Annotated in this window: 27 protein-coding genes; 19 read left to right on the top strand and 8 right to left on the bottom strand. The window is 64.7% G+C overall.

Annotated features, from left to right (window positions below):
- The first annotated feature begins 25 nt into the window (after nt 1-25).
- The 3 genes from MB901379_RS23365 to MB901379_RS23375 are packed head-to-tail and all read left to right on the top strand — an operon-like array spanning nt 26 to nt 2,700.
- Nucleotides 26-760, top strand: a complete 735-nt coding sequence (locus MB901379_RS23365; RefSeq protein ID WP_158018760.1) for a phosphotransferase — start codon at nt 26-28, stop codon at nt 758-760.
- A gap of 60 nt (nt 761-820) precedes the next feature.
- A complete protein-coding gene (locus MB901379_RS23370) occupies nt 821-2,371 on the top strand; it encodes an MBL fold metallo-hydrolase (protein ID WP_158018761.1) in 1,551 nt (516 codons plus the stop codon).
- The gene (locus MB901379_RS23375) at nt 2,368-2,700 is read left to right on the top strand and encodes a hypothetical protein (protein ID WP_158018762.1); all 333 of its coding nucleotides are present in this window, start codon (nt 2,368-2,370) and stop codon (nt 2,698-2,700) included. The genes MB901379_RS23370 and MB901379_RS23375 overlap by 4 nt, the downstream gene beginning before the upstream one ends.
- 16 nt (nt 2,701-2,716) lie before the next feature.
- Here the strand turns inward: MB901379_RS23375 and MB901379_RS23380 are convergent, their stop codons facing one another.
- The gene (locus tag MB901379_RS23380) at nt 2,717-4,294 is read right to left on the bottom strand and encodes a phytoene desaturase family protein (RefSeq protein WP_158018763.1); all 1,578 of its coding nucleotides are present in this window, start codon (nt 4,292-4,294) and stop codon (nt 2,717-2,719) included.
- A 49-nt stretch (nt 4,295-4,343) separates the two neighbouring features.
- Nucleotides 4,344-4,970, bottom strand: coding sequence for a TetR/AcrR family transcriptional regulator (locus tag MB901379_RS23385; RefSeq protein WP_158018764.1), 627 nt, complete (start codon nt 4,968-4,970; stop codon nt 4,344-4,346).
- Between the two features lie 71 nt (nt 4,971-5,041).
- On the opposite strand from MB901379_RS23385, the gene MB901379_RS23390 reads away from it, so the two are divergent.
- Nucleotides 5,042-5,524 carry a DUF2834 domain-containing protein gene (locus MB901379_RS23390; RefSeq protein ID WP_158018765.1) on the top strand — a complete coding sequence of 161 codons (483 nt, stop codon included), beginning with the start codon at nt 5,042-5,044 and terminating at the stop codon, nt 5,522-5,524.
- Here MB901379_RS23390 and serS read toward each other — a convergent pair.
- On the bottom strand, nt 5,521-6,780 hold the full coding sequence (serS, locus tag MB901379_RS23395; RefSeq protein WP_158018766.1) for a serine--tRNA ligase: 1,260 nt from the start codon (nt 6,778-6,780) through the stop codon (nt 5,521-5,523). The genes MB901379_RS23390 and serS overlap by 4 nt on opposite strands.
- 120 nt (nt 6,781-6,900) lie before the next feature.
- Here serS and MB901379_RS23400 point away from each other — a divergent pair, with 120 nt between their 5' ends.
- The 3 genes from MB901379_RS23400 (at nt 6,901) to MB901379_RS23410 (ending at nt 8,914) form a co-directional block, all read left to right on the top strand.
- Nucleotides 6,901-8,262, top strand: coding sequence for a septum formation family protein (locus tag MB901379_RS23400; RefSeq protein WP_158018767.1), 1,362 nt, complete (start codon nt 6,901-6,903; stop codon nt 8,260-8,262).
- Nucleotides 8,263-8,276: 14 nt separating this feature from the next.
- Entirely contained in the window at nt 8,277-8,627 is a 351-nt protein-coding gene (locus tag MB901379_RS23405; RefSeq protein ID WP_158018768.1) for a metallopeptidase family protein, read from the top strand.
- Between the two features lie 80 nt (nt 8,628-8,707).
- A complete protein-coding gene (locus tag MB901379_RS23410) occupies nt 8,708-8,914 on the top strand; it encodes a hypothetical protein (RefSeq protein WP_158019405.1) in 207 nt (68 codons plus the stop codon).
- 3 nt (nt 8,915-8,917) lie between these two features.
- On the opposite strand, the gene MB901379_RS23415 is transcribed toward MB901379_RS23410, so the two are convergent.
- Together MB901379_RS23415 and pheA are read right to left on the bottom strand one after the other, a co-directional pair.
- Nucleotides 8,918-9,604, bottom strand: a complete 687-nt coding sequence (locus MB901379_RS23415; RefSeq protein ID WP_158018769.1) for a histidine phosphatase family protein — start codon at nt 9,602-9,604, stop codon at nt 8,918-8,920.
- The gene (pheA, locus tag MB901379_RS23420) at nt 9,601-10,536 is read right to left on the bottom strand and encodes a prephenate dehydratase (protein ID WP_158018770.1); all 936 of its coding nucleotides are present in this window, start codon (nt 10,534-10,536) and stop codon (nt 9,601-9,603) included. Before pheA ends, MB901379_RS23415 begins: the two co-directional genes overlap by 4 nt.
- Nucleotides 10,537-10,637: 101 nt before the next feature.
- Between pheA and MB901379_RS23425 the strand changes: the two genes are divergently transcribed.
- The 3 genes from MB901379_RS23425 (at nt 10,638) to MB901379_RS23435 (ending at nt 13,464) form a co-directional block, all read left to right on the top strand.
- Complete coding sequence (locus MB901379_RS23425) at nt 10,638-11,417, top strand: DUF2470 domain-containing protein (RefSeq protein WP_158019406.1); 780 nt, start codon at nt 10,638-10,640, stop codon at nt 11,415-11,417.
- A 58-nt stretch (nt 11,418-11,475) separates the two neighbouring features.
- A complete protein-coding gene (locus tag MB901379_RS23430; RefSeq protein ID WP_408632321.1) occupies nt 11,476-12,729 on the top strand; it encodes an LCP family protein in 1,254 nt (417 codons plus the stop codon).
- A 189-nt stretch (nt 12,730-12,918) separates the two neighbouring features.
- Entirely contained in the window at nt 12,919-13,464 is a 546-nt protein-coding gene (locus tag MB901379_RS23435; RefSeq protein WP_158018771.1) for a ferritin, read from the top strand.
- On the opposite strand, the gene MB901379_RS23440 is transcribed toward MB901379_RS23435, so the two are convergent.
- Both MB901379_RS23440 and MB901379_RS23445 read right to left on the bottom strand, forming a co-directional pair.
- Nucleotides 13,461-14,300 carry a glycerophosphodiester phosphodiesterase gene (locus MB901379_RS23440; protein ID WP_158019408.1) on the bottom strand — a complete coding sequence of 280 codons (840 nt, stop codon included), beginning with the start codon at nt 14,298-14,300 and terminating at the stop codon, nt 13,461-13,463. The genes MB901379_RS23435 and MB901379_RS23440 overlap by 4 nt on opposite strands.
- 5 nt (nt 14,301-14,305) lie before the next feature.
- Entirely contained in the window at nt 14,306-15,355 is a 1,050-nt protein-coding gene (locus MB901379_RS23445) for a DUF4328 domain-containing protein (RefSeq protein ID WP_158018772.1), read from the bottom strand.
- A gap of 519 nt (nt 15,356-15,874) precedes the next feature.
- Here MB901379_RS23445 and MB901379_RS24125 point away from each other — a divergent pair.
- The 9 genes from MB901379_RS24125 (at nt 15,875) to rraA (ending at nt 21,634) form a co-directional block, all read left to right on the top strand.
- Nucleotides 15,875-16,030: a hypothetical protein gene (locus tag MB901379_RS24125; RefSeq protein ID WP_174237063.1), complete on the top strand. Its 156-nt coding sequence runs from the start codon at nt 15,875-15,877 to the stop codon at nt 16,028-16,030.
- 148 nt (nt 16,031-16,178) lie between these two features.
- Nucleotides 16,179-16,802 (top strand): superoxide dismutase, encoded by a 624-nt coding sequence (locus MB901379_RS23450; protein WP_158019409.1) that lies wholly within the window; start codon nt 16,179-16,181, stop codon nt 16,800-16,802.
- A gap of 214 nt (nt 16,803-17,016) precedes the next feature.
- Nucleotides 17,017-17,550, top strand: a complete 534-nt coding sequence (locus MB901379_RS23455) for a peptidase (RefSeq protein WP_158018773.1) — start codon at nt 17,017-17,019, stop codon at nt 17,548-17,550.
- A 250-nt stretch (nt 17,551-17,800) separates the two neighbouring features.
- Nucleotides 17,801-18,496 (top strand): TMEM165/GDT1 family protein, encoded by a 696-nt coding sequence (locus MB901379_RS23460; RefSeq protein WP_158018774.1) that lies wholly within the window; start codon nt 17,801-17,803, stop codon nt 18,494-18,496.
- 461 nt (nt 18,497-18,957) lie between these two features.
- Nucleotides 18,958-19,356 (top strand): transcriptional regulator, encoded by a 399-nt coding sequence (locus MB901379_RS23465; protein ID WP_158018775.1) that lies wholly within the window; start codon nt 18,958-18,960, stop codon nt 19,354-19,356.
- Between the two features lie 125 nt (nt 19,357-19,481).
- Entirely contained in the window at nt 19,482-20,138 is a 657-nt protein-coding gene (locus MB901379_RS23470; protein ID WP_158018776.1) for a DUF6474 family protein, read from the top strand.
- A gap of 6 nt (nt 20,139-20,144) precedes the next feature.
- Entirely contained in the window at nt 20,145-20,627 is a 483-nt protein-coding gene (locus MB901379_RS23475; protein ID WP_232021947.1) for a hypothetical protein, read from the top strand.
- An 84-nt stretch (nt 20,628-20,711) separates the two neighbouring features.
- Nucleotides 20,712-21,140: an Rv3852 family protein gene (locus MB901379_RS23480; protein ID WP_158019410.1), complete on the top strand. Its 429-nt coding sequence runs from the start codon at nt 20,712-20,714 to the stop codon at nt 21,138-21,140.
- Between the two features lie 2 nt (nt 21,141-21,142).
- Entirely contained in the window at nt 21,143-21,634 is a 492-nt protein-coding gene (gene rraA / locus MB901379_RS23485) for a ribonuclease E activity regulator RraA (protein WP_158018778.1), read from the top strand.
- Here the strand turns inward: rraA and MB901379_RS23490 are convergent.
- Entirely contained in the window at nt 21,631-23,100 is a 1,470-nt protein-coding gene (locus MB901379_RS23490) for a flavin-containing monooxygenase (protein ID WP_158019411.1), read from the bottom strand. The two genes, rraA and MB901379_RS23490, sit on opposite strands and share 4 nt — an antisense overlap.
- Nucleotides 23,101-23,173 lie beyond the last annotated feature (73 nt).

Below are 23,173 nucleotides of genomic sequence, written 5' to 3' on the forward strand. Positions count from 1 at the left end.
CCGAAGTGGGGAGAAGAGGTGTTCGTTGACTTATCCGGCGTCCCCGCCCACCGTGCCCGCGGTTGTCCGCCGGCTTGCCGCCGGACGGGCCGTGCGCGCGATCTGGACCAATGAGCTGGGCGGTGTCACCTTCCGGGTGGGCTCGGGCACCGAGTTCATCAAGGTGGCCCGGCCGGGCACCTTCGACTTCGCCGATGAGGCGCGCCGCTTGCGCTGGGCAATCCAATACATCACCGTGCCGAAGGTCTTGGATTTCGGCGTCGACGGCGACTGGGCGTGGCTGCGTACCGCGGGCCTCAACGGCCTATCGGCGGTCCATCCACGCTGGGCGGCCACACCGGAGGTGGCCGTTCGGGCGATTGCGGCGGGCTTGCGCGCCGTGCACGACACCCTGCCGGCGTCGACGTGTCCCTTCGACTGGTCGGCGGCCGGCCGGCTAGCGGTCCTGTCCCCGGCCCGCCGGGCCGAGCTCGGCGCCCCGCCACCGGTGGATCGGCAGGTGGTTTGTCATGGCGACGCGTGTTCCCCCAACACGCTGATCGACGAGGACGGCCACTGCTGTGGACATGTCGATTTCGGCGCGCTGGGTGTGGCCGACCGATGGGCCGACCTGGCGGTGGCAACGCTGTCTTTGCGTTGGAATTATCCCGGCCGGGTCTGGGAGACGGAGTTCTTCGCCGCCTACGGGGTCGCCCCGGACCCGCTGCGGTTGGACTACTACCAACGGCTGTGGCAGTACGACGATGCCGACGCAAGCTAAGCTCGATGCTGCGTTTTGCGATGCGTAAGGGTGCACAACAGGTGTTCCGGGAAGGTATTTGTGCAGATCACAAGCGTCGGTCACGCCGGCTTTCTGATCCAAACCCAGTCAGGCAGCATTCTGTGCGACCCCTGGGTCAATCCGGCATACTTCGCGTCCTGGTTCCCGTTTCCGGACAACAGCTCGCTGGACTGGGCCACCATTGGAGACTGTGACTATCTCTACATCTCGCACCTGCATAGGGATCACTACGACGCGGAAAACCTGCGAGCGCATGTCAACAAAAATGCGGTGGTCCTGCTCCCGGACTTTCCGGTGCCCGACTTGCAAAATGCGTTGCAAGAGCTGGGGTTTAACCGGTTCATCGAAACCACTGACTCGGTCAAACAGCGGGTAAGTGGGCCCAAGGGCGAGCTCGACATCATGATCATTGCGCTGCGAGCCCCGGCCGACGGGCCGATCGGCGACTCGGCGCTAGTGGTTTCGGATGACGAGACAACCGTTTTCAACATGAACGACGCCCGCCCGGTCGATTTGGACGTACTTGCGCTGGAGTTCGGCGAGATCGACGTGCATATGCTGCAGTACTCCGGCGCGATCTGGTACCCGATGGTGTACGACATGCCGGCGCGCGCCAAGTCGGCATTCGGCAGCCAAAAGCGCCAGCGGCAGATGGACCGCGCCCGCCAATACATCGCGCAGGTCGGGGCGACCTGGGTAGTGCCGTCGGCCGGTCCGCCCTGCTTTTTGGACCCCGAGCTGCGTCACCTCAACGACGACGGCAGCGATCCAGCCAACATTTTCCCTGACCAGGTGGTCTTCCTGGACCAAATGCGCACCCACGGCCACGATCGTGGCCTGCTCATGATCCCCGGGTCGATCGCGAATTTCACTGGCTCGGAGCTGAATTCGCTTGACCACCCGCTGCCCGTCGATCAGGTCGAGACCATCTTCACCACCGGCAAAGCAGAGTACATCGCCGACTACGCAAAGCGGATGGCGCCCGTACTCGCAGCGGAGCGGGCGCGCTGGGCCCCCGATTCCGGCGAGGCGCTGCTGGCACCGCTGCGCGCATTGTTCGAGCCGATCATGATGCAGAGCGACGAGATCTGTGACGGCATCGGGTACCCGGTGGAGCTGGTCCTGGGCCCCGAGACGGTGGTGTTGGATTTTCCGAAACGCACAGTGCGGGAGCGTATTCCCGATGAGAAGGTACGCTACGGTTTCGAGATCGAGCCCGCGCTTGTGCGTACCGTGTTGCGCGACGGCGAACCGGACTGGGTCAATACCATATTCCTGTCCACCCGGTTTCGCGCTTGGCGCGTTGGCGGCTACAACGAGTATCTGTACACATTTTTCAAATGTCTCACTGCCGAGCGGATCGCCTATGCCGACGGTTGGTTCGCCGAAACTCACGACGAATCCGCCTCGATCACGATGGACGGCTGGGAGATTCAGCGGCGTTGCCCTCACCTCAAAGCCGACCTATCGAAATTTGGTGTGGTGGAGGGCAATACGTTGACTTGCAACTTGCATGGGTGGCAGTGGCGTCTGGATGACGGCCGGTGCCTCACCACCCGTGGTCACCAGCTACGGAGTTCACGGCAATGATGCGCTTTTACGACGATGGTGTGGTCCAATTGGACAGCCAGGCACTAACGTTGCGCCGGTATCACTTTCCTTCGGGCACGGCCAAGGTTATTCCGCTCAACGCTATCGGTGGCTACAAGTCCGAACCACTGGGCCTGCTCACACAGCGATTCCGGATTTGGGGCAGTTCGGATCTACGTCGTTGGCTGCCGATGGACGTCTACCGACCCCTTAAGTCGACGTTGATCACTCTGGACATACCAGGGGCTCGATGGCAACCAGCTTTCACGCCGGAGCGTCCGGACGACTTCACCGCGTTGCTGGACGACCTGCTGAGCGAACGCAGCTGACGTTTAGCCCGAAACCCTAGAGATCAGCCAGTGCGGCGCGACCGGCGTTAAAGCCGGGAATGAACGTGATTCCCGGTCCGCCGTGACATCCTGCGCTACCCAGGTACAGTCCGGCGATCGGGATCGGCTGGCCGATAAAGCCTTTCGGGCCCGGACGATTCTGACCGATCTGGTCCGGGTGCAGCAGCCCGTGGCAATAGTCGCCGCCCGGCGCACCGAACATCACACCCATGTGCCGTGGGGTGAAGGTGGTATGCCGGATGATGCTGCGTTCAAAGTTGGGTGCCAATCGAGTGATCTTGTCGATCACGCGTTGCCCCATTTCGACCTTGGCCGCCCCGTAGGCACCGTCCTCGTGACCGCCTTCGATGGGGAACCACATCGCGAACGCCGACGCGGCGTGCTTGCCCGGGGGGGCCAGGTCGGGATCGTGCACCGAGGGAATTTGCAGCACCACGGTTGGGTCGGCCGGCACAATGCCGTGCCGACAATCCTCCCATTGCTGCTGCACGTCCTCCGGTGTGCAAAACAGGCCAATGGACGCCTGCATGCTCGGATCGTTGAGCGCCTCATAGGGTGCCGCAAACGCCGGTGCCTCCTGCAGGGCGAAATGCATCTGTAAGTAGCTGCCGCGGTGGTCGATACGCGCATAGCGGTCACGGACATCGGTGGGTAATAGCGCGGGGTCGACCAGCTGGTTGAGTGTGACGTCAGGCGCGATAGCGGACACGACGATCGGCGCGTGCAGGGTGTCCCCCGACTCGGTGCGCACACCACTCACCCGGCCCTGGGCCGCACCGTTGTCGACCAGAATCTCGGTCACCTTGGATCGCAACCGCACCTCGCCACCGTGGCTCTCCAGCAGTTGGCATAGGTGAGCGGTGAGCGCTCCGATGCCGCCGCGCAACTTCTTCATTTGGACGAAATCCCCGTCGGGGATGCCGAGGCCGAAGGCGAGCGCGGCCGCGCTGCCGGGCGTGGCCGGTCCCCGGTAGATGGTATTGACGGCTAGCACGGTCATCGAACCGCGTACCGCTGCGTGCTTCTCGCGGTCCGGGAAGTAGCGATCCAGCACGTCGGTTACCGAGCCAAACAGCATGTCGTCGATCGCAGAGCGCTCGAATTCGTTGGTGGCGCACGCGTACATCTCGTCGAAGGTCTTCGGCAGCGTGTCCGCCTCGAAGCGGCCCAGCGCTCGTGTGGGCGCCTGACTCCAGGCCAACAGGCCGGCCATCCCGGTGACCGCATCTGCCCCGTGCACCTCGTTGAGGTGGGTAAACATCTTGACCGGGTCGGTGTATTGGACCAGTGGATCGTCACCGACACCACGCAATGCGACCGCCATCACGTCCAGGTCGACCGTCGGCAAGGTATCCAGACCAAGCTCGCGGATGACCACCGCGGACGTCGGGAACTGCACCGAGCCGGCGATCTCGAACTTGTAGCCGTCGAATAGCTCCACGGTCGAGGCCATGCCGCCGGCGTAGAGCTTGGCGTCCAGGCACACGGTGCGAAGCCCGGCTCGCTGCAGCAGCACCGCCGCGGTTAATCCGTTGTGACCTGCGCCGATGACTATGGCGTCATATTCCGACATGTCCTGACCTCCAGGATTGGAGGCTGGCACGGACCCGAAGTTTTGTCAATTATGACGAAACTGGATGCGCCGTCCCGGAGTCGGCGAGACCGACCCGCAGCGATTCCAGCGCCACGTGACAGACCCTCGCCAACTCGCCGAGCGAGCGATCCTCGCCGAGCATCCACACCTCCATCGCCCCGAAGATTGCCGCCGCGATACAGCGCGCGGTCACCGCGATCCGCAGCCGGGCATCGCGCGGCTGGCCCGCGGCGCAGCTACGACATTGCAGCTGGGCGGCGATCGCACTGGCAAAGTCGGCTTGAACTTCCTGGATGTGTCGGACGATGCGACCCGGGTCAAGCTCATCACCCCTTAGCGCGGCGATTTTCGTTACGGCCTCAACGTCATAGGGAAATGCGAAGATCGCCGACTGCACGGAGTCGATGATGGGTTCGTCGGCCGGTCTGGCCGCCAGCGCAGCGCGGAACCAGTTCAAGCCGGTGTAGTCAGCAAACAGCAGGTCATGCTTGGACCGGAAATGCCGATAGAAGGTGCGCAGCGATACCCCGGCATCCGAGGCGATCTGCTCCGCGGAGGTGTCCTCCACACCCTGAGCCAAAAACCGCACCAGCGCGGCCTGCCGCAGCGCCTCTCGGGTGCGTTCGCTGCGCGCCGTCTGTGCTGGCCTCACCATGGCAGTAAACTACCGCAGAGGATCGTTATGTCATTATTGACAAAACTTTGGGACCGAGTAAAACTGCGGCCATGGTCTCGCTTCTCGCTCACGCAATTCTTGGCCTCGCCGTCATTGGTTGGATCGTCAAGTCCAACCCCGGTGTCTATGCCAAGCCGGCCGGCGGATCGTGGTTCTCACCGCTGGAGTGCACCTACTACGCGGTCGGCATCGCGTCCATCGCGCTGGGCTGGTATTTCAACATTCATTTCGTGCAGCAATACGCGCACGGATCGGCCAACCCGATCTGGGGACCCGGCAGCTGGGCGGACTACATCCGGTTGATGTTCACCAACCCGGCCGCAAGCTCTGCCAGCCAGGACTACACGATCGCGAACGTGATTCTGCTGCCATTGTTCAGCATCACCGACGGCTACCGGCGTGGCCTGCGGCGCCCCTGGCTGTACTTCGTCAGCAGTCTGTTCACCAGCTTCGCCTTCGCGTTTGCCTTCTACTTCGCCACCATCGAACGTCAACACCGGCACGAACAGGCCGGCGACAGGGTGGGCGTCTAGGCCCCGGGCTCAAGCACCTCGGTGCCCACGAAAGGCACCAAGGCCGCGGGAACGCGCACACTGCCGTCGGGCTGTTGGTGGTTTTCCAGAATCGATACCAGCCATCGAGTGGTGCCCAGGGTGCCGTTGAGCGTCGCCGCGATCTGCGGTTTGCCCTTGGCATCGCGGTAGCGCGTCGCCAGCCGGCGGGCCTGGAAGGTGGTGCAGTTCGACGTCGATGTCAGCTCGCGGTAGGTCTGCTGGGTGGGAACCCACGCCTCGCAGTCGAATTTGCGGGCCGCCGAGGAACCGAGATCCCCCGCGGCCACATCGATCACTCGATACGGCACTTCGATCCGCGCCAGCATCTCGCGTTGCCATCCCAGCAGCCGCTGGTGTTCGGCTTCGGCGTCGGCGGGCGTGCAGTAGACGAACCCTTCCACCTTGTCGAACTGATGCACCCGGATGATGCCGCGGGTGTCCTTCCCGTAGCTGCCCGCCTCGCGCCGGAAACATGAGGACCAGCCCGCATAGCGCAGCGGCCCGTCGGACAAATCCAGGATCTCGTCGGCGTGATAGCCGGCCAATGGAACCTCGGAAGTGCCCACTAGGTAGAGGTCGTCGGCCTCGAGCCGGTAGACCTCGTCGGCATGGGCGCCCAAAAATCCGGTGCCGGCCATCACCTCGGGGCGCACCAATACCGGCGGGATCATCGGGATGAAGCCGTTGTCCACGGCCAGCCGCAAGGCCAGCTGCAGCAGGCCCAGCTGCAATAGCGCGCCCCGGCCGGTCAAGAAGTAGAACCGAGAACCGGATACCTTTGCGCCGCGCGTCATGTCGATCAGACCCAGCGACTCCCCGAGTTCGAGATGGTCTTTCGGGCTATCAAAGGTCGATGGCTCTCCGACGACGTCGAGCACGGCGTAGTCGTCCTCCCCACCGGCCGGGACGCCGTCAATGATCACGTTCGGAATCGCCATGTGCGCGGCGCTGAATGCCGCTTCGGCGTCGGCCTGGCCCGCCTCGGCGGTCTTGACCCGCTCGGCGAGATCCTTCGCGCGCTGGAGAAGCGCCGGGCGCTCCTCGGGCGACGCGCCGCCCACGCTCTTGCTGGCGGCTTTCTGCTCGGCGCGCAGCGAGTCCGCGGTCGAGATCGCGGCGCGACGTTCGGTGTCGGCGGCTAGCAATGCGTCAACCAGCGCCGGGTCTTCACCACGGCTCAGTTGGGAACGGCGTACGGCGTCGGGGTCGTCCCGGAGCAGCTTCAGGTCGATCACGGCCGCAAGACTACTTTTCACGGCACGGCCGGTTCACGGCAGATCGCCGGACGTACGGCTCAGATCTCACATATGCAACATTGGTCACGCGCGCTTTATGGCCCTGTCAGAATGGAACGGATGTTGGACGCGCCCGAGAAGGAACTCTCACCGGACAGCGAACCCGCCGAAGCAGCCCCCGTCGAAGCGGAGCAGCCACCGGCCGGGTTTCGCTGGCCACGCGCCCTCCAAGCGTCGGCGACCCGGCGGTCGCTGCTCCTCACCGCGCTGGGCGGCCTGCTGATCGCCGGCCTGGTCACAGCCATTCCCACGGTGGCCACCGGGCCGGGCCGGCTGGCTGGCTACTTCGGCAACAACCCGGTGCCCAGCACCGGCGCTAAGAACAACGCCGCTTTTAACCGCGCCACCAGCGGCGACTGCCTCACCTGGCCGAATGCCTCACCGGAGTCGGCCACCATCGTCAGCTGTGCCGAAGAGCACCGGTTCGAGGTCGCCGAGTCCATCGACATGCGGACCTTCCCCGGATCGGAGTACGGACCCGATGCGGCTCCCCCGTCGCCGGCACGTATCCAACAGATCAGTCAGGAGCAGTGCGAGGCCGCGGTACGCCGATACCTGGGCACCAAGTTCGATCCCAACAGCAAATTCACCATCAGCATGCTCTGGTCCGGCGACCGTGCGTGGCGGCAGGCGGGCGAGCGCCGCATGTTGTGCGGTCTGCAGCTACCCGGGCCGAACAATCAGCAGACCGCCTTCAAGGGCAAGGTCGCCGAGATCAACCAGTCCAAGGTATGGCCGGCCGGTACCTGTTTGGGCATCGATTCGACCACTAACCAACCGATCGACGTACCCGTCGACTGCGCCGCGCCGCACGCGATGGAGGTCACCGGCACGGTCAACCTCGCCGAGAAGTTCCCTGATGCCCTGCCGCCCGAACCCGAGCAGGACACGTTCATCAAGGACGCCTGCACCCGGATGACCGACGCCTATCTGGCGCCCATCAAGCTGCGCACCACCACGCTGACCCTGATCTACCCGACGTTGTCGCTGCCGAGCTGGTCGGCGGGAAGCCGCGAGGTGGCGTGCAGCATCGGTGCCACCCTGGGCAATGGCGGCTGGGCAACATTGGTCAACAGCGCCAAAGGGCAGTTGCTGATCAACGGGCAACCACCGGTTCCGCCCCCCGACATTCCCGAGGAACGGCTCAGCCTGCCACCGATCCCCGTTCAGGTGCCCACCACCCAGCCCGCCGCTCCGGTGCAATCGGGCCCGACGACCCCGCCCGGTAACCAGCACCTTCCCAACCAACAGCCGGTGGTGACGCCGTCCCGCGCACCCGCTTCACCGGCATCTCAAGCACCTGCGTCCCCGACCACCCAGGCGCCGGCGCAGGATCAGCCGCCGCCAGCGGATGGCGGTGCGCCACCGCCCGGCCAGGCGCCGGACGCCGGAGCGCCCGCCGAGCCCGCGCCGGCCGGCTAGTTCGGGCCGGCACCGTGGCCGTCGGGATGGACCCGCAGCGGTTCGACGAACTGGTTTCCGACGCGCTGGACCTGATCCCGCCCAGACTGGCGGCCGCCATGGACAACGTGGTTGTCCTGGTCGCCGATCGCCATCCCCTCGAGGCCGACCTACTCGGGCTGTACGAGGGGGTGGCGCTGACCGAGCGCGACTCGGACTACGCCGGCGCCCTGCCCGACACCATCACCATCTACCGCGATGCATTGTTGGAGATCTGCGCATCCGCCGATGAGGTGGTCGCCCAGGTAGCGATCACGGTGATCCATGAAATCGCCCATCACTTCGGGATCGACGACGATCGACTAGAGCAGTTGGGTTGGGCCTGACGTGAACGTCAGCAACGCCCGACGCCCGCGTCGGGCGCGGCATCCCGAATTCGTCCGAGGGTGGTGCTATGAACGGAGCTATGAGCACCGGCTGCCGCGACTGCCGGGCAGGCTTGGATCACTGCCACGGCACCATCATTCGCCATTCGGAAGGCCCACTTTTCGGCCGGTCGGAATGTACCGAACCCGACTGCGCAAGCCCCGAGCTGATCCCGCACGCGTTCGTCATCGATTGCGCGGCCGTTGGCTGCGCATGCGGCCAGGACGCCGTCACCCTGGCTGGGTGACAGTCAGCCCATGGGGTCCTTGCTCGATGCCATGGTGTCGGAGATGGTGGGTTCGGCTTCCGGATAGAAAGGCGGCGTCCTGGTTCCCCACCGGACACAACTCCATCGACCGTCGGTGATCGGGGTCAACACCACCGATTCGGCATTGTCGAGGTGGTTGTCCAGCGCGAAGTTACCGTCCACTCCAGCCAGCACCGCCGAAGCGAGCCGGATCGCCGCTCCGTGGCTCACCACGACGATGTCGGTGTCCCAGTCGTCGTTGTCCAGGTAGCGCATCCGCAGGTCGGTAAGCACCGGTACGTAGCGGTCCAGCACCTCGCTGGCAGTCTCCCCACCCGGCAGCGCGATGTCCAGCTCACCACGATGCCATCGATGGTAGATCGCATTGAATTCCGCTACGGCCTCTTCGTCGTTGCGGTTTTCCAGCTCGCCAACCTGGACCTCGTGGATGCCGGCAACCTCGTGGGTCAACACGCCGATTTCCGCGGCGATCACCGCGGCGGTTTGCGACGCCCGAGTGGCCACCGAGTGCGCCACCATGGCGGGGCGACTACCCCCGCTGCGCGCGAAGGCTTGGGCCTGGGTCCGGCCCAACTGCGTCAACTCCGTTCCGGGCGGGAGCGTATCCAACCGGTGCTCGACGTTGCCAAGGGACTGGCCATGTCGTACCAACACCAACCGACCACTCATCGTCCCGACTCCTGTTTGCCTCCGCGCAGCCGCGCCAGCCAGATCGATGCCTCGTCCGGTGGGTGTGGATGCACACCGTCCGCCTGCCCCGTCGGCCAGGAACCCAGATACCGCACATCAGCACAACGACGGCGCAACGCCTTGAGTGCCTCGGCGACGGCGTCATCGTCAATGTGACCGAGGCAGTCCACGAAAAACATGTAGGTGCCCAGTCCGGTGCGGGTGGGTCGGGATTCGATCCGCGTGAGATCGATGCCACGCATACCGAACTCGGTCAGCGCTTGGACGAGGGCGCCGGGCATGTTAGCGATGCGCAGTACCGCCGAGGTGCGATCAGCCCCGGTACGAGCCGGTGGCCGCCCCGGCGGGCCGATGAGGAGAAATCGGGTGCGCGCGCTGGATTCGTCGACGACACCATCGGCCAGCGATTCCAGTGCCCAGTGCTGTGCGGCCAGCGGCGAGGTCACGGCCGCGTCCACCTGACCATCGGCCACCTGGCGCGCGGCGTCGGCATTGGAATACGCGGGGCACAGCTCGGTTTCGGGAAGATGCGCCGTCAGCCAGCTCCGCACCTGCGCAGCGGCCACCGGAAAGGCCGCCAGCGTACGCACGTCCGCGGCGCTGCGGCCCGGGCGAACCACGATGCTGAAGGCCACATCGAGCGTCGTCTCGGCGAACACCTGCAGCGGTGAACCGATGGCCAGGCTGTCCAAGGTGGGCGCCAACGACCCGTCGATCGAGTTCTCGATGGGTACGCAGGCAAAATCCGCGCTACCGTCCCGCACGGCATCCAGCGCGGCAGGGGCGCTCTCCACCGACAGCCGTTGCGCGGCGCCCGGATCGTGGTCGGGAACCAGTCCGTCGGCCACGATCTGGATCAGCGCGGCCTCGGTGAATGTCCCCTCGGGACCGAGATAGGCGATGCGGACCACGGTGACAACACTAACGGCGCACCGGGCGTCCCCGGTCCTTGCGGCGCACCCCCAACTGAGTTAACTTAGCCTTGCCTAATTTATGTAGGAGGGTCTTGATCGTGATGCCGCTCACCAGCTCGACGCCGACGACTGCCGAGCGTATCCGCAGCGCGTGCGCACGGGCCGGAGGAGCTCTCCTCGCGGTGGACCGAAAAGAACCGGTGGCCACGGCCGTACACCACCTGTTGCACGACGGATCCTTCGCCGTGGCGGTTCCCACCGAACACGGTCGCGCGGTTAACGGCGGATCACACGCACTCCTGGAGCTAACCGACTACGCCCCATTGCCCGTCCGCGAACCCGTCCGTTCCCTGGTATGGGTCCGTGGCCCACTTCACCAGGTGCGGCCAGCAGCCGTGACCGCAATGCTCGACGAGATAGCCGCCGCCAACCCGGATCCGGTCTTGCTGCAAGTCGAGACTCCGCAATCAGGTCCCGCAGACGAGACGGAGAGCCGGTACACCCTGCTGCGGCTGCAGATCGAGTCTGTGGTGGTGACCGACTCCACCGGCGCCGAGCCGGTCAGCGTCATCGATCTGCTTGCCGCTCGACCCGATCCGTTCTGTGAAATCGAATCCACCTTGCTATGGCATCTGACCAGCGCCCATGAAGATGTCGTCGCCCGATTGGTGTCCAGGCTGCCGGCGCAGCTGCGCCGCGGACAGGTCCGCCCACTAGGCCTGGATCGCTACGGTGTGCGATTTCGGGTGGAAAGCAACGCCGGCGATCGCGACATCCGATTGCCCTTCCACCGACCGGTGGATGACATGACCGGGCTAAGCCAGGCAATCCGGGTGTTGCTGGGTTGCCCGTTCGTCAACGGGCTGCGCGCCCGCTAGGTGACAATCACGCCGTCGGCCGGCTGCATTGACGGATCAACCCACGTAGGTTGTCCGGGTGAATGGCGATCGATCCGCGGAGCCTCCAGCATCTGGCAGGCCGCAGCGGCCGATCGCGCCACCAGCGCAGCCGTCGCGGCCCGAACCATCCCAGGTGATCCGCCGTGAAAGCCAGCCATTGCCGCGGGCGGCCGACCGCGCTGCGTCGCCGCAGCATCGCGTAAGAGCCCAGCCACCCGAAGCTCACCGGCCCGCGGGCGCCAGCGATCCGCCACGGCGGCGCGGCCCCTCTCCGTCCGGGCCGCCCCCGCGTCCGGTGGCACCGCAGGCACGGCGCAACAAGGCCAAACGCCGCTGGGGCCGGATAGCGGCGCTGAGTCTGCTGCTCATGGTGTTGCTGGCAAGCGCCGGCGTGCTGGGCGGGACACTGTGGCTGGACACCGCACTGCGACGCGAGCCCGTATTGAACGACTACCCCGATCGGCCGATGACCGGGCGGGGCACGAACTGGCTGCTGGTCGGCTCAGACAGTCGTCAGGGCATGACCGCCGAGCAGCAGCAGGACCTTGCCACCGGCGGCGACGTCGGCTCCGGGCGGACCGACACAATACTGCTGGTGCACGTGCCGGGGTTCGGGTCCAGCACGCCGACCACCATGGTGTCGATACCGCGCGACTCGTATGTGCCGATCCCCGGTCACGGCCGCGACAAGATCAATGCCGCATTCGCCATCGGCGGCGCCCCCTTGCTGACCCAGACGGTTGAGCGAGCCACCGGGTTGCGGATGGACCATTACGCCGAAGTCGGATTCAACGGGTTCGCCGACCTGGTCGACGCACTCGGCGGAGTGACCATGTGCCTCGCCGAGCCGATCAGCGATCCCTTGGCCGGCATCGATCTGCCGGCCGGCTGCCAGCAGCTGAACGGCCCGAGCGCGCTGGGCTATGTCAGGTCTCGGGCCACCCCCCGGGCAGATCTGGATCGAATGGTCAACCAACGGCAGTTCATGGCGGCATTGCTACACCGCGCCCAGCGCCCGGCGGTCTGGCTCAACCCCTGGCACTGGTACTCGGTACCGCACGCGGTGGCGGCCGCGCTGACCGTCGATCGCGGCGACCACGTGTTCGACCTCGCCCGACTCGGTTGGGCGCTACACGCCAACACCGTCGCGATGACGGTCCCAATCGGGGAGTTCACCGGCAGCGACGTCGGTTCGGTCGTGGTCTGGAATCACAGTGCGGCCGCGGAATTGTTCGACGCGTTGGCATCGGATGCACCGGTGCCTGACGAGGCGCTAAACGGGCAACCATAACAATCACGATTTGTTATCGCAAACCACGCCGAGCGCACCATGCATTTCCCCGGAAAAGGGAGATCGAAGGCTTACTTTACTTAGGTAATCCTGCCCTGGCCGAATTGGTTATCGGCCTTAGGGAAACCTTCCCTGACTAAGTCGAGCCTTCGTTGCAAATGCTCTTCGACCTGCACTATCCTGAGTTACATGACTGATTACGACGGACCCAAGACGAAATTCCATGCACTATTGCAGGAACAAATATTCAACGAATTCACCGCTGCCCAACAATACGTAGCAATCGCCGTATATTTCGATAGCGAAGATTTGCCGCAATTGGCGAAACACTTTTATGCCCAAGCGGTCGAAGAACGCAATCACGCGATGATGCTGGTACAGCATCTGCTCGACCGGGATCTTCGGGTCGAGGTTCCCGGGGTCGACGCGGTGCGCAACCAGTTCGGCAATCCGCGCGAGGCACTGGCCTTGGCCCTCGATCAGGAGCGTGCGGTGACCGACCAGGTCAGCCGGCTTGCCGCCGTCGCCCGCGATGAGGGCGATTTCCTCGGCGAGCAATTCATGCAGTGGTTCCTGCAGGAGCAGGTCGAAGAGGTATCGCTGATGTCCACCCTGGTGCGGATCGCCGACCGGGCCGGGGCCAACCTGTTCGAGCTGGAGAACTACGTTGCCCGCGAGGTGGAGCGGGCGCCAGCCGGCGCCGGGGCACCGCGCCCTGCGGGCGGCGCCCTCTAACCCCCGGCGGGTGGGCCGCTACTCTCGGCGGCCCGCCCGTCCCGCAACCACGCCTTGGTGCGGGCGGGGTGATGGGTAGCCATCCACGCCACGCCGACCCGACGGCAGAACTCGATGTCGTCGTACTCGTCCACATTCCAGCAGTACACCGCCCGCCCCTGGGCGGCCGCACGGTCCACGAGTTGCGGATAGTCCTTCAACGCCGCCAATGAAGGCCCCACCGCCGTGGCCCCGACCGCGGTGGCGGCGCTGCTCACCAGGTACCGGGCCGTCTTGCCCAGCAGCACCGTCGGCAGCAACGGCGCAGCTCGACGGATCCGCCAGACCGCGGCGGCCGAAAACGACATCACCACCGCGCGGGACCGATCGGCGGAGGGCGGCTGGGCGATGCCGAATCGGTGCAACAGCGCCAGCACCTTACTTTCGACCAGCGAGCCGTACCGTACCGGGTGCTTGGTCTCCACGAAGATCTTCACCGGCCGATTCCAGTCCAGGACCAGCGCGACAAGTGCTTCCAGGGTCAGCAGGCTGGTGTCGCCGTGCGCACCGTCGGGGCGCCAGCTGTCGTGCCAGGCGCCGTATTCGAACTCACGCAGCTGGGCCAGCGTCATCGTGCTGACCAAGCCGGCTCCCGTCGAGGTCCGGTCCAGGTCCCGGTCGTGCACACAGACCAGATGGCCATCACGGGTCAGCCGGACGTCGCATTCCACGCCGTCAGCGCCCTCCTTGAGAGCCAGGTCGTAGGCGGCCAGTGTGTGTTCGGGGCGGGCGGCCGATGCACCGCGGTGGGCAACCACAAATGGGTGCCCAGCAAACACCTCGTCGGCCCTGGTCATCGCCATTATGCCGCGGATTCCTGTCCTTCCGGCCCCTCGGCATCATCAGCACACGGCGCCGCGGCGGGCCGCTCTGAGTGCTCGGGAGGTACCACCAGCCATCGGTGCGCGGGCCGTTCGACGGGTTTCCGCTCAAATCCCTCAAGAACCTTCGCGGCGGCGCCCACGGTGCCGGCGGCAAACGCGTACGCAACCACCATCATCGCGGTGTTGTTGGCGATGCCTTGGGCGTCACTGGAAAAGCTGGTGGCGATGGCGAAGAGGGAAACGGCGTTACTGACAACCCAGGTGATCCACCACACCACGATCGATTTCTGCAGCCGCTGGTAATGATCTTCGACCCGCGCCAGCTCGATCACGTACACCGGTGCCCACAACAAATTGGCCAGCGGCAGCAGACAACCCGCCCACAACTGCCGCGTCGAACGATGATCGGGCAGGCCTCGATGCGTGAAAGCGGCGGCCCGCCGGCCGATCAGCCACTGGGTGAGCACACCGAAACAGGCCGCCATCGCCGTAAGGGCAGCGATGCTGGCGAGCACCCCCAACCAGAGCCCGACGGCCGCCACCCATGAGTTCAGCAACGTGTTGCGATTGAAGATCAACAGCGCGTAGCGCATCGCGTAGACCACCGCGGCGCCACCGAGTGCCAGGACGGTGGCGAAGAGCACGGCGCGCACCGTCGGCACCGACAGTCTCGGCTGCGACGGCGCGGCGACCTCAACAGGGCCGGGCTGGACCACCCGGTCGGCCAAGCCCCACCGTGGCATCACCGCATACCGAGGAGTCGGGCCACGGACCCGCCTTCCCCTTCGCAATCGTGGGGCGGCGCCGGGACGCACCGCGATCCACCGGAAGCCGGGGGGCAGCCGCGGCGGCGCGGGCCGACGAAGCGGGGGTGACTGGCGCGGGCCAGCCAGCATACGCCACTGTGGATCGCCGCCCGGACCTGGGGCCAGCGGCGCCATCAACGCGCCGCGACAGCGCGGACACCACACCCGTTGCCGGTCGCGCACGTTCCACCGAGTGCCGCACTGGGAGCACACCTGGATCACCGCATAAGCCTATCCCCAGCGACGGAGCGGAGGGCGAGACGTAGCCCGCACCGGAGTCGGCCATTAGCAAACCCGATCCCACCCGCCATCCGGAACCCGGGAAGCGAACTCAGCTACCAACGGCTATCCACAGTTTCCACAGGTTTATCCACAGCAGCGCGGGGTCGTCCAGCCGCCTTCTATCGGCCAGGTTTGACTTGAACTGTGGATAACGCGATGCAAATGGGGCGCGTCGATAGACAGCCCGAAACGGGCCCGAGCGAAATGGATTGCCGCGCTAAGCATCAGTACCCGATCGGCCGCCTCGTCAAACATGTGCGCCACACGTGAACTCGGCCGGTGCGCCAACGCCACGCCATCGGACGGGAGACAGCCCGCTCAGCCCCGCTCAGCCCCGCTCACAGCCCCGCTCAGCGCGGAATTTTCCTAACCGAGCACCAAGCGCTATGATCGCGGACGCGACGTTCATTGTGATTCGGCTCACTGGTGGCAGGTGGCGATGCAGGTGGAAGGCGTTCCATGACGACACATCCCTACGGCCCGAGGTCGACTCCACCGTCGAGTGCGTACTCCGGCTCGCCCGCCTGGAATCATGCCTACGTCTTGGCCGCACTGCGCGCCGGCCTGATCGCACTGGCATTACTCGGGGTACTCGTCCTGATCGTGCTGTCTTAGATCCCGCCAGCCGGGGTATACGGTGATCGACTCGACAGGGGTCGTTCTTGCCTCGCGCGCGGTCATGGAGCAGGGTTTACTACGTCAGCCCGCCGCGTGGCGGAAGCCCACGCGAAAGACCTGTCAAGCGATCAATGGAAGGAATGCCGTGGCCGAATACACTCTGCCCGACCTGGACTGGGACTACGGAGCGCTCGAACCGCATATCTCTGGTCAGATCAACGAACTCCACCACAGCAAGCACCACGCGACCTATGTGAAGGGCGCCAACGACGCGGTCGCCAAACTCGAAGACGCACGCGCCAAGGATGACCACTCGGCGATCCTGCTCAACGAAAAGAACCTGGCCTTCAACCTCGCCGGCCACGTCAATCACACCATCTGGTGGAAGAACCTGTCGCCCAACGGTGGTGACAAGCCGACCGGCGAACTCGCCGCCGCTATCGACGAGGCGTTCGGATCGTTCGACAAATTCCGTGCGCAGTTCCACGCGGCCGCGACCACCGTGCAGGGCTCGGGATGGGCGGCACTGGGCTGGGACACGCTGGGCAACCGGCTGCTGATCTTCCAGGTGTACGACCATCAGACCAATTTCCCGCTGGGCATCATTCCGCTGCTGCTGCTCGACATGTGGGAGCACGCCTTCTACCTGCAGTACAAGAACGTGAAGGTCGACTTCGCCAAGGCTTTTTGGAATGTCGTGAACTGGGCCGACGTACAGTCACGGTATGAGGCGGCGACCGCGAAAACCACGGGGTTGATTTCCGGCTGACTCGAACACCTCAGAACTGGGGCGCCGCGCGAAGGATCGCACGGCGCCCCTGTCTTTGTCCAGCCCGCAATATTGCGGCCCTGTGAACGCCGCCACGCCCCGGCCGTGTCGACTTGCAACGCGCCAAAACGCCGCGCATGCTTGATTATTCGAGCTACCATTTATTCGAGTTACCAGCGTTGTTATGTCGGATGGAGGCATCGCGGAGGGCGAAATGGATGCTGGGTCGGATGGACCTATCGGAGTTGCTCCCTTTCATTCTCGTGGCGCGCTGAAAGGGTTTGTCATCTCCGGACGTTGGCCCGATTCGACGAAGGAATGGGCCCAACTGCTCATGGTTGCCGTGCGGGTCGCCTCCCTGCCCGGATTGCTATCGACCACAACAGTATTCGGTGCGCGCGAGGAGCTACCCGAAGAACCCGCGCCCGGCACCGTCGGCTTGGTGCTGGCCGAAGGCACGGTTTTCGGTGAATCCGCGATCCAGCCGGGATATTTCGCCGATCACCAGCCCCCCGCCCTGCTGATGCTGCATCCCCCATCGGAAACCACGCCGTCATTGCCGGAATGCACGGGCGCGGCATCGGGATGCGTACTACTGCCGGGACTACCGTATCTGGGCTTGGAGCATCGGGCCGCGTGGGTGGAGGCAGAAGCCGATGGCACCATCACATCGATGGTGAGTCGCGTCGGCGTCGACCCAATCAGCCACCCCGATACCGCAATTCTGGCTATGCTGCTTGCAGCATAAGGAAATTCGAACGAATCAGTTCGATCATCGAATCCAAAAATACGGGTGCCCGAACTCCATCATGCCGCTGGCGCATCCGGGTGGTGGCCGCTAGCCTGGGATCGTTAGCGAAGGGGAGTAGCCTCCAATCGTCGGGTCGACATGCTGGCGAAAGCCCGGCCGGCGAACCGCCCGACGGGGCGGTGGGTGAGACCTTCGACCGATGTTCGGTGACCCATGGCACCGACGACGCGTCGAAAGGTCGCCTCTTATGCTCGCCGCCACACTACTCAGCCTCGGCGTGGTTTTTCTTGCCGAACTCGGCGACCGGTCGCAGCTCATCACCTTGACGTATGCACTTCGGTATCGCTGGTGGGTCGTCATGACCGGAGTGGCGATTGCTTCTTTTACAGTGCACGGAGCCTCAGTGGCAATCGGCCATTTCCTGGGTGCCACGCTGCCCGCCCGGCCGATGGCGTTCGCGGGCGCGTTCGCCTTCATCGTTTTTGCGGTGTGGGCCTGGCGAGAAGGCGCAGCCGCCAATAACAAGACCGCCGCGCCGCCAGAACCCCGGTTCGCCCTGCTCACCGTGGTCTCCTCGTTCGTGCTGGCCGAACTTAGCGACAAGACGACGCTCGCGACGATCACGTTGGCCAGCGATCACAACTGGGTCGGCGTGTGGATCGGTACAACCCTTGGCATGCTCCTGGCCGACGGTCTGGCCATCGCCGCCGGGCTCCTATTACACCAGCGGCTGCCGGAGCAGCTGCTGCACGTTCTGGCCAGCGCGCTGTTCCTGCTGTTCGGACTGTGGATGTTGTTCGACACCGCGCTGGGATGGCGCTCGGTCGCCCTCGGTGTGGCCGCCGCGGTGTGTTTGGCCGCGGCAGCAGGCGCCACGGCGCAAACTCTGCGGCGGCGGCGCACGGCGCTTGCGACCGCGTCCGACTCACCTCACCTCGGTTGAGCAGCACTCAACGACATCCGCGTCACTCGGACCCCGCCGACGACCTCCCCCCGACGATTTCGACGCACCCACCAGGACGCAGCACGTCGTCCGCCGTCCACACCACACACCTAGACAGCAAAGCAGCCCATCGACGGGTTTTCGCGATTTGCAGGTTGCCCAAACCACCGCTGACCCCTCTGACGAACCCCGCACCAACCCCTTGTCTGCGCCCACAACGAAGGTTCCCCGCAGCGGTCCGCAACCCGTATTCTGCGGATAGCCTGTGAAATCCGTTCATACTGTGGACACCTCACCGATTCGGTTAGACCCTCATCGATGGGGTCTTGGTAGCCGGGCCTGCCCGCGGGCGCCCAATCCCCGCTGGTTTGCACTTGGTTGTGGAGATAACTGTCGCTACCATGATCAGCAAATACATATAGATAAGCGTTCAATCTTAAAGCTCGGTGGAGGTCATATCGATGAGCACGACGTTCGCTGCCCGCCTAAACCGCTTGTTTGACACGGTGTATCCGCCCGGCCGCGGGCCGCACACCTCCGCGGAAGTGATCGCGGCGCTCAAAGCGGAAGGCATCACGATGTCGGCTCCCTACCTGTCACAGCTACGCTCCGGCAATCGCACCAACCCGTCGGTGGCGACCATGGCCGCCCTGGCCAACTTCTTTCGTATCAAGTCCGCCTATTTCACCGACGACGAGTACTACGGGAAGCTCGATCAGGAATTGCAGTGGCTGGCCACCATGCGTGACGACGGCGTACGCCGCATTGCCCTGCGCTCCCAGGGTCTGTCCTCGCAGGCGCAGCAGGAGATCGTGGACCGCATCGATGAGCTGCGCCGGACGGAGCGGCTCGACGCTTGACCGCGGCCGCCGGCGGGCCGCTCCTCTGACCTGCCGGGTTGTCGAAGGCCTACTCGGATTAGGGTTGGCGCAGCGAGGCGCGTAGGCAGCGCTATAGTCCACGAGATACCGGGAGGCGGCCGGCAATGGGCCTGTTCCGCAAGCGAAAGAGCCGCGCGACTCGTCGCGCTGAAGCCCGCGCGATCAAGGCCCGTGCCAAGCTGGAGGCCAAGCTGTCCGCCAAGAACGAGGCACGGCGCATCAAGTCCGCGCAGAAGGCCGCCGACAAGGCCCTCAAGGCGCAGCTCAAAGCCCAACGCGACAGCGACCGGACGGCAATGAAAGTTGCCGAGACTCAACTCAAGGCGGCGCGTGAGGGTAAAGTGCTGTCGCCCACGAGAATCCGGCGGATGCTGACGGTATCCCGGCTGCTTGCCCCGGTGCTGACGCCCTTGATCTATCGTGCGGCCATCGCCGCCCGCGGGCTGATGGACCAGCGTCGCGCCGATCGGCTGGGGATCCCGCTGGCCCAGGTAGGCCAGTTCTCGGGTCATGGTGCGCGCCTTTCCGCCCGCGTCGCCGGAGCGGAGCAGTCGCTGCGGATCGTTCAGGAAAACAAACCGAAGGACGCCGAGACCAAACAGTTCGTATCGGCTATCGGTCAACGGCTGTCCGAGTTGTCCGCGGCCATCACCGCAGCAGAAAACATGCCGGCGCCCCGGCGCCGTGATGCTCACTCGGCGATCTCATCGCAACTCGACGGCATCGAGGCCGACCTGATGGCCCGCCTAGGGCTGGGCTAGCGCACCATGTGGTCAGACACCGGTTGGCTTTCGTCGGGTCCTGCTGCCGAGCGTGCCGGGCATGTTCGTCGCGTCGAAGCCGTACGACTGCGCACGAACCGCCCAAGTCGAGTCACCAGGCCATTGCTGTTACTGGTCGCCCTGCTGAGCGTCATGAGCCTGGCGGTCCCGATGGCGCCGGCGCACGCTGCGAACACCGATCCCGCCGCATACCTCGTCGGCCATCGGTGGCCCACCGGCCACCCATCGGCATCGGGCCCGGCGGTCGGCTACCCGATGAAACACCAGGTGACACCCCCACCCGAAGTCGCGGTTTGGCGGCCAGCTCGCCTGATAGCGCCCGTCACCGGAAAGCCCGACACGGCTGCCGTCTATGCCAGTGACCCTCCCGCCGCTGACGGCGGCGACATCCCACCCTGGGTGTTGGCGGTCGGCGTAATCGCAGCAGTCGGTGCGGCGGCGATTTGGGCAGTGCGGCGCAGGCCGTAGCCCGATCGCGGTGTCCTGGCATGATGGGACACGAGTCTTCGCGACGTGGTGAGCAACGAGAAACAGCTGCAAAGGAGCGGCCGCATGGCAGACCCGCAGGATCAACCCGACAGCGAATCGGACGGCACCGCGACACCGCCGGCCAAGAAGCAACCCGCAAAGAAGGCGGCCAAGGCACCGGCCAAAAAGGCGCCCGCCAAAAAGGCGCCCGCCAAAAAGGCTCCGGCCAAGACGGCTCCCGCTAACAAAGCACCCACGAAGCGGCCGGAATCTGCGCCCACCAAATCTGCTGACCAGCCGGCGACCCCTAAGCCATCAGCGAAAGCCGGCGGCGAACTGACTGCAGCAGCGAAAGACGCGGCGGCTCAAGCTAAATCGACGGTGGACCGCGCAAATAACCCACTTCCTCCAGAACCGGAAGAGTCGCCGAGCCACTCCACCGTTTCCGTGGTCGTCGCCGTCACTCTCAGCCTGCTGGCGATGCTGCTGATCCGCCAGTTGCGCCGGCGCTGACGATGGACGGTGTGCCATTTCGGCCGACGGCCGACCTCGTCGACGACATCGGGCCCGACGTACGCAGCTGCGATGTGCAATTTCGCCAGTTTGGCGGGCGTGCGGAGTTTGCCGGTCGCATCACGACCGTGCGGTGTCTTCAGGACAATGCTTTACTCAAGTCAGTGCTCTCCGAGCCGGGCGCCGGAGGTGTGCTGGTGATCGACGGTGCCGGTTCCCTGCACAGCGCGTTGGTGGGCGATGTCATCGCCGATTTGGCCCGCTGCAACGGCTGGGCCGGGTTGATCATCCATGGTGCGGTGCGCGATGCCGCCACCCTGCGCGGTCTCGACATCGGGGTGAAAGCGCTGGGCACCAATCCGCGCAAAAGCACCAAGACCGGGGCCGGCGAACGCGACGTGGAAGTAACGGTCGGCGGTGTGACATTCGTGCCAGGCGAATTTGCCTACAGCGACGATGACGGCATCGTCGTCGTGTCCACTGCTATAGCTTAAACAGCCACTGGCGCAGGTTTTTTGGAGAACCGCAGGCCTTCATCTGCAATCTTGCCGCGCCGAATGAGGTGGATATCGCGCAGATAGTTCTGATTGAGGCGCCATGGGGTCCGGGAGCCCTGTTTGGGCAGTTCATCCAGCGAACGCAGGACATAGCCCGGGGTGAACTCCATGAACGGGCGCTCTTCGACCTCTGAACCCGGATGCTCCACCACCACGGTGTCAAAGCCCTTGGCGTCCATGTAATTCAGCACGCGGCAGACAAACTCCGACACCAGATCAGCTTTCAACGTCCAAGATGCATTGGTGTAGCCGACGGTGTACGCCATGTTGGGCAGTCCGGAGAGCATCATGCCCTTGTAGGCCATCAGCTTGGTGAGGTCCACTGGTTGGCCGTCAACCGTGGCAACGGCGCCGCCAAAGAGCTGCAGATTCAAACCGGTTGCAGTGATGATGATGTCTGCTGGCAGTTCGCGGCCTGAGTGCAGTCGAATGCCGGCCGGAGTGAACCGGTCGATCGTCTCGGTGACCACCTCGACCTGTCCGTGGCGAATCGCACGGAACAAGTCGCCGTTGGGCACCAAACACAACCGCTGGTCCCACGGGTTGTAGTGCGGACCGAAATGCTTTCGTACGTCGTAACCTTCAGGGAGCTGACGCTGGGCCAGTCCCATGAACGTTTTGCGCATGCGCCGCGGCCACTTCCGGCAGGCCCCGTACACCGCCGCCTGACGAAGCACGTTCTTCCACCGAACCGCGGCATAGGCCATTTTTTCCGGGAGCAAGCGGTTGAGCTTCTCGGCAATCCCATCCCGCTCTGGTTGCGAGACGATGTAAGTGGGCGAGCGCTGCAGCATCGTGACGTGTTTGGCGCCGGAATTCGCGAGTGCGGGAACCAAAGTGACAGCCGTGGCACCGCTGCCGATCACAACGATGTTCTTGTCTTTGTAGTCGAGATCCTCGGGCCAGTGTTGTGGGTGAATGATCGGCCCGGTGAAGTCTTCCGCGCCAGCGAACTTCGGTGAATAGCCCTCGTCGTAGTTGTAATACCCGCTGCATAGGAACAGGAACGAGCAGGTGATCTCGCAGGGTGTGCCGCTGCTGTCGATCCGCACGGTCCAGCGATTATCCGCCGACGACCAGTCGGCCCCGAGGACCTTCTGGTTGAGCCTGATGTGCTTGTCGATGCCGTACATGGCCGCGGTGCTGTTCACGTACTCGAGTATCGGTTTGCCGTCGGCAATGGCTTGACGTTGCGTCCAGGGACGAAAGCGGAAACCTAGGGTATGCATGTCCGAGTCGGAGCGGATACCGGGATAGCGGAACAGGTCCCAGGTGCCGCCCATGGCCGACCGCTTTTCCAAGATGGCATAGGTCTTGGTCGGACAGCGGTCCTGCAGGTGCCAGGCCGCACTCACGCCGGATATTCCCGCCCCCACGATCACGACGTCAAGGTGCTCGGTGATCTGACTCATAACAAACCACGCTATCAACGCCGTGTCGAGTGCGTCAACGAGGTGTTGAGAATCTCAACACGGG

The organism is Mycobacterium basiliense (genome assembly GCF_900292015.1).
Lineage (GTDB): Bacteria > Actinomycetota > Actinomycetes > Mycobacteriales > Mycobacteriaceae > Mycobacterium > Mycobacterium basiliense.

Excerpts from the sequence above, each read along its gene's own strand:
- MB901379_RS23375 (WP_158018762.1), top strand. The coding sequence starts at position 2,368 with ATGATGCGCTTTTACGACGATGGTGTGGTCCAATTGGACAGCCAGGCA.
- MB901379_RS23380 (WP_158018763.1), bottom strand. The coding sequence starts at position 4,294 with ATGTCGGAATATGACGCCATAGTCATCGGCGCAGGTCACAACGGATTA.
- MB901379_RS23385 (WP_158018764.1), bottom strand. The coding sequence starts at position 4,970 with ATGGTGAGGCCAGCACAGACGGCGCGCAGCGAACGCACCCGAGAGGCG.
- MB901379_RS23390 (WP_158018765.1), top strand. The coding sequence starts at position 5,042 with ATGGTCTCGCTTCTCGCTCACGCAATTCTTGGCCTCGCCGTCATTGGT.
- MB901379_RS23400 (WP_158018767.1), top strand. The coding sequence starts at position 6,901 with ATGTTGGACGCGCCCGAGAAGGAACTCTCACCGGACAGCGAACCCGCC.
- MB901379_RS23410 (WP_158019405.1), top strand. The coding sequence starts at position 8,708 with ATGAGCACCGGCTGCCGCGACTGCCGGGCAGGCTTGGATCACTGCCAC.
- MB901379_RS23415 (WP_158018769.1), bottom strand. The coding sequence starts at position 9,604 with ATGAGTGGTCGGTTGGTGTTGGTACGACATGGCCAGTCCCTTGGCAAC.
- MB901379_RS23435 (WP_158018771.1), top strand. The coding sequence starts at position 12,919 with ATGACTGATTACGACGGACCCAAGACGAAATTCCATGCACTATTGCAG.
- MB901379_RS23440 (WP_158019408.1), bottom strand. The coding sequence starts at position 14,300 with ATGACCAGGGCCGACGAGGTGTTTGCTGGGCACCCATTTGTGGTTGCC.
- MB901379_RS24125 (WP_174237063.1), top strand. The coding sequence starts at position 15,875 with ATGACGACACATCCCTACGGCCCGAGGTCGACTCCACCGTCGAGTGCG.
- MB901379_RS23455 (WP_158018773.1), top strand. The coding sequence starts at position 17,017 with ATGGATGCTGGGTCGGATGGACCTATCGGAGTTGCTCCCTTTCATTCT.
- MB901379_RS23460 (WP_158018774.1), top strand. The coding sequence starts at position 17,801 with ATGCTCGCCGCCACACTACTCAGCCTCGGCGTGGTTTTTCTTGCCGAA.
- MB901379_RS23465 (WP_158018775.1), top strand. The coding sequence starts at position 18,958 with ATGAGCACGACGTTCGCTGCCCGCCTAAACCGCTTGTTTGACACGGTG.
- MB901379_RS23470 (WP_158018776.1), top strand. The coding sequence starts at position 19,482 with ATGGGCCTGTTCCGCAAGCGAAAGAGCCGCGCGACTCGTCGCGCTGAA.
- MB901379_RS23475 (WP_232021947.1), top strand. The coding sequence starts at position 20,145 with ATGTGGTCAGACACCGGTTGGCTTTCGTCGGGTCCTGCTGCCGAGCGT.
- MB901379_RS23480 (WP_158019410.1), top strand. The coding sequence starts at position 20,712 with ATGGCAGACCCGCAGGATCAACCCGACAGCGAATCGGACGGCACCGCG.
- rraA (WP_158018778.1), top strand. The coding sequence starts at position 21,143 with ATGGACGGTGTGCCATTTCGGCCGACGGCCGACCTCGTCGACGACATC.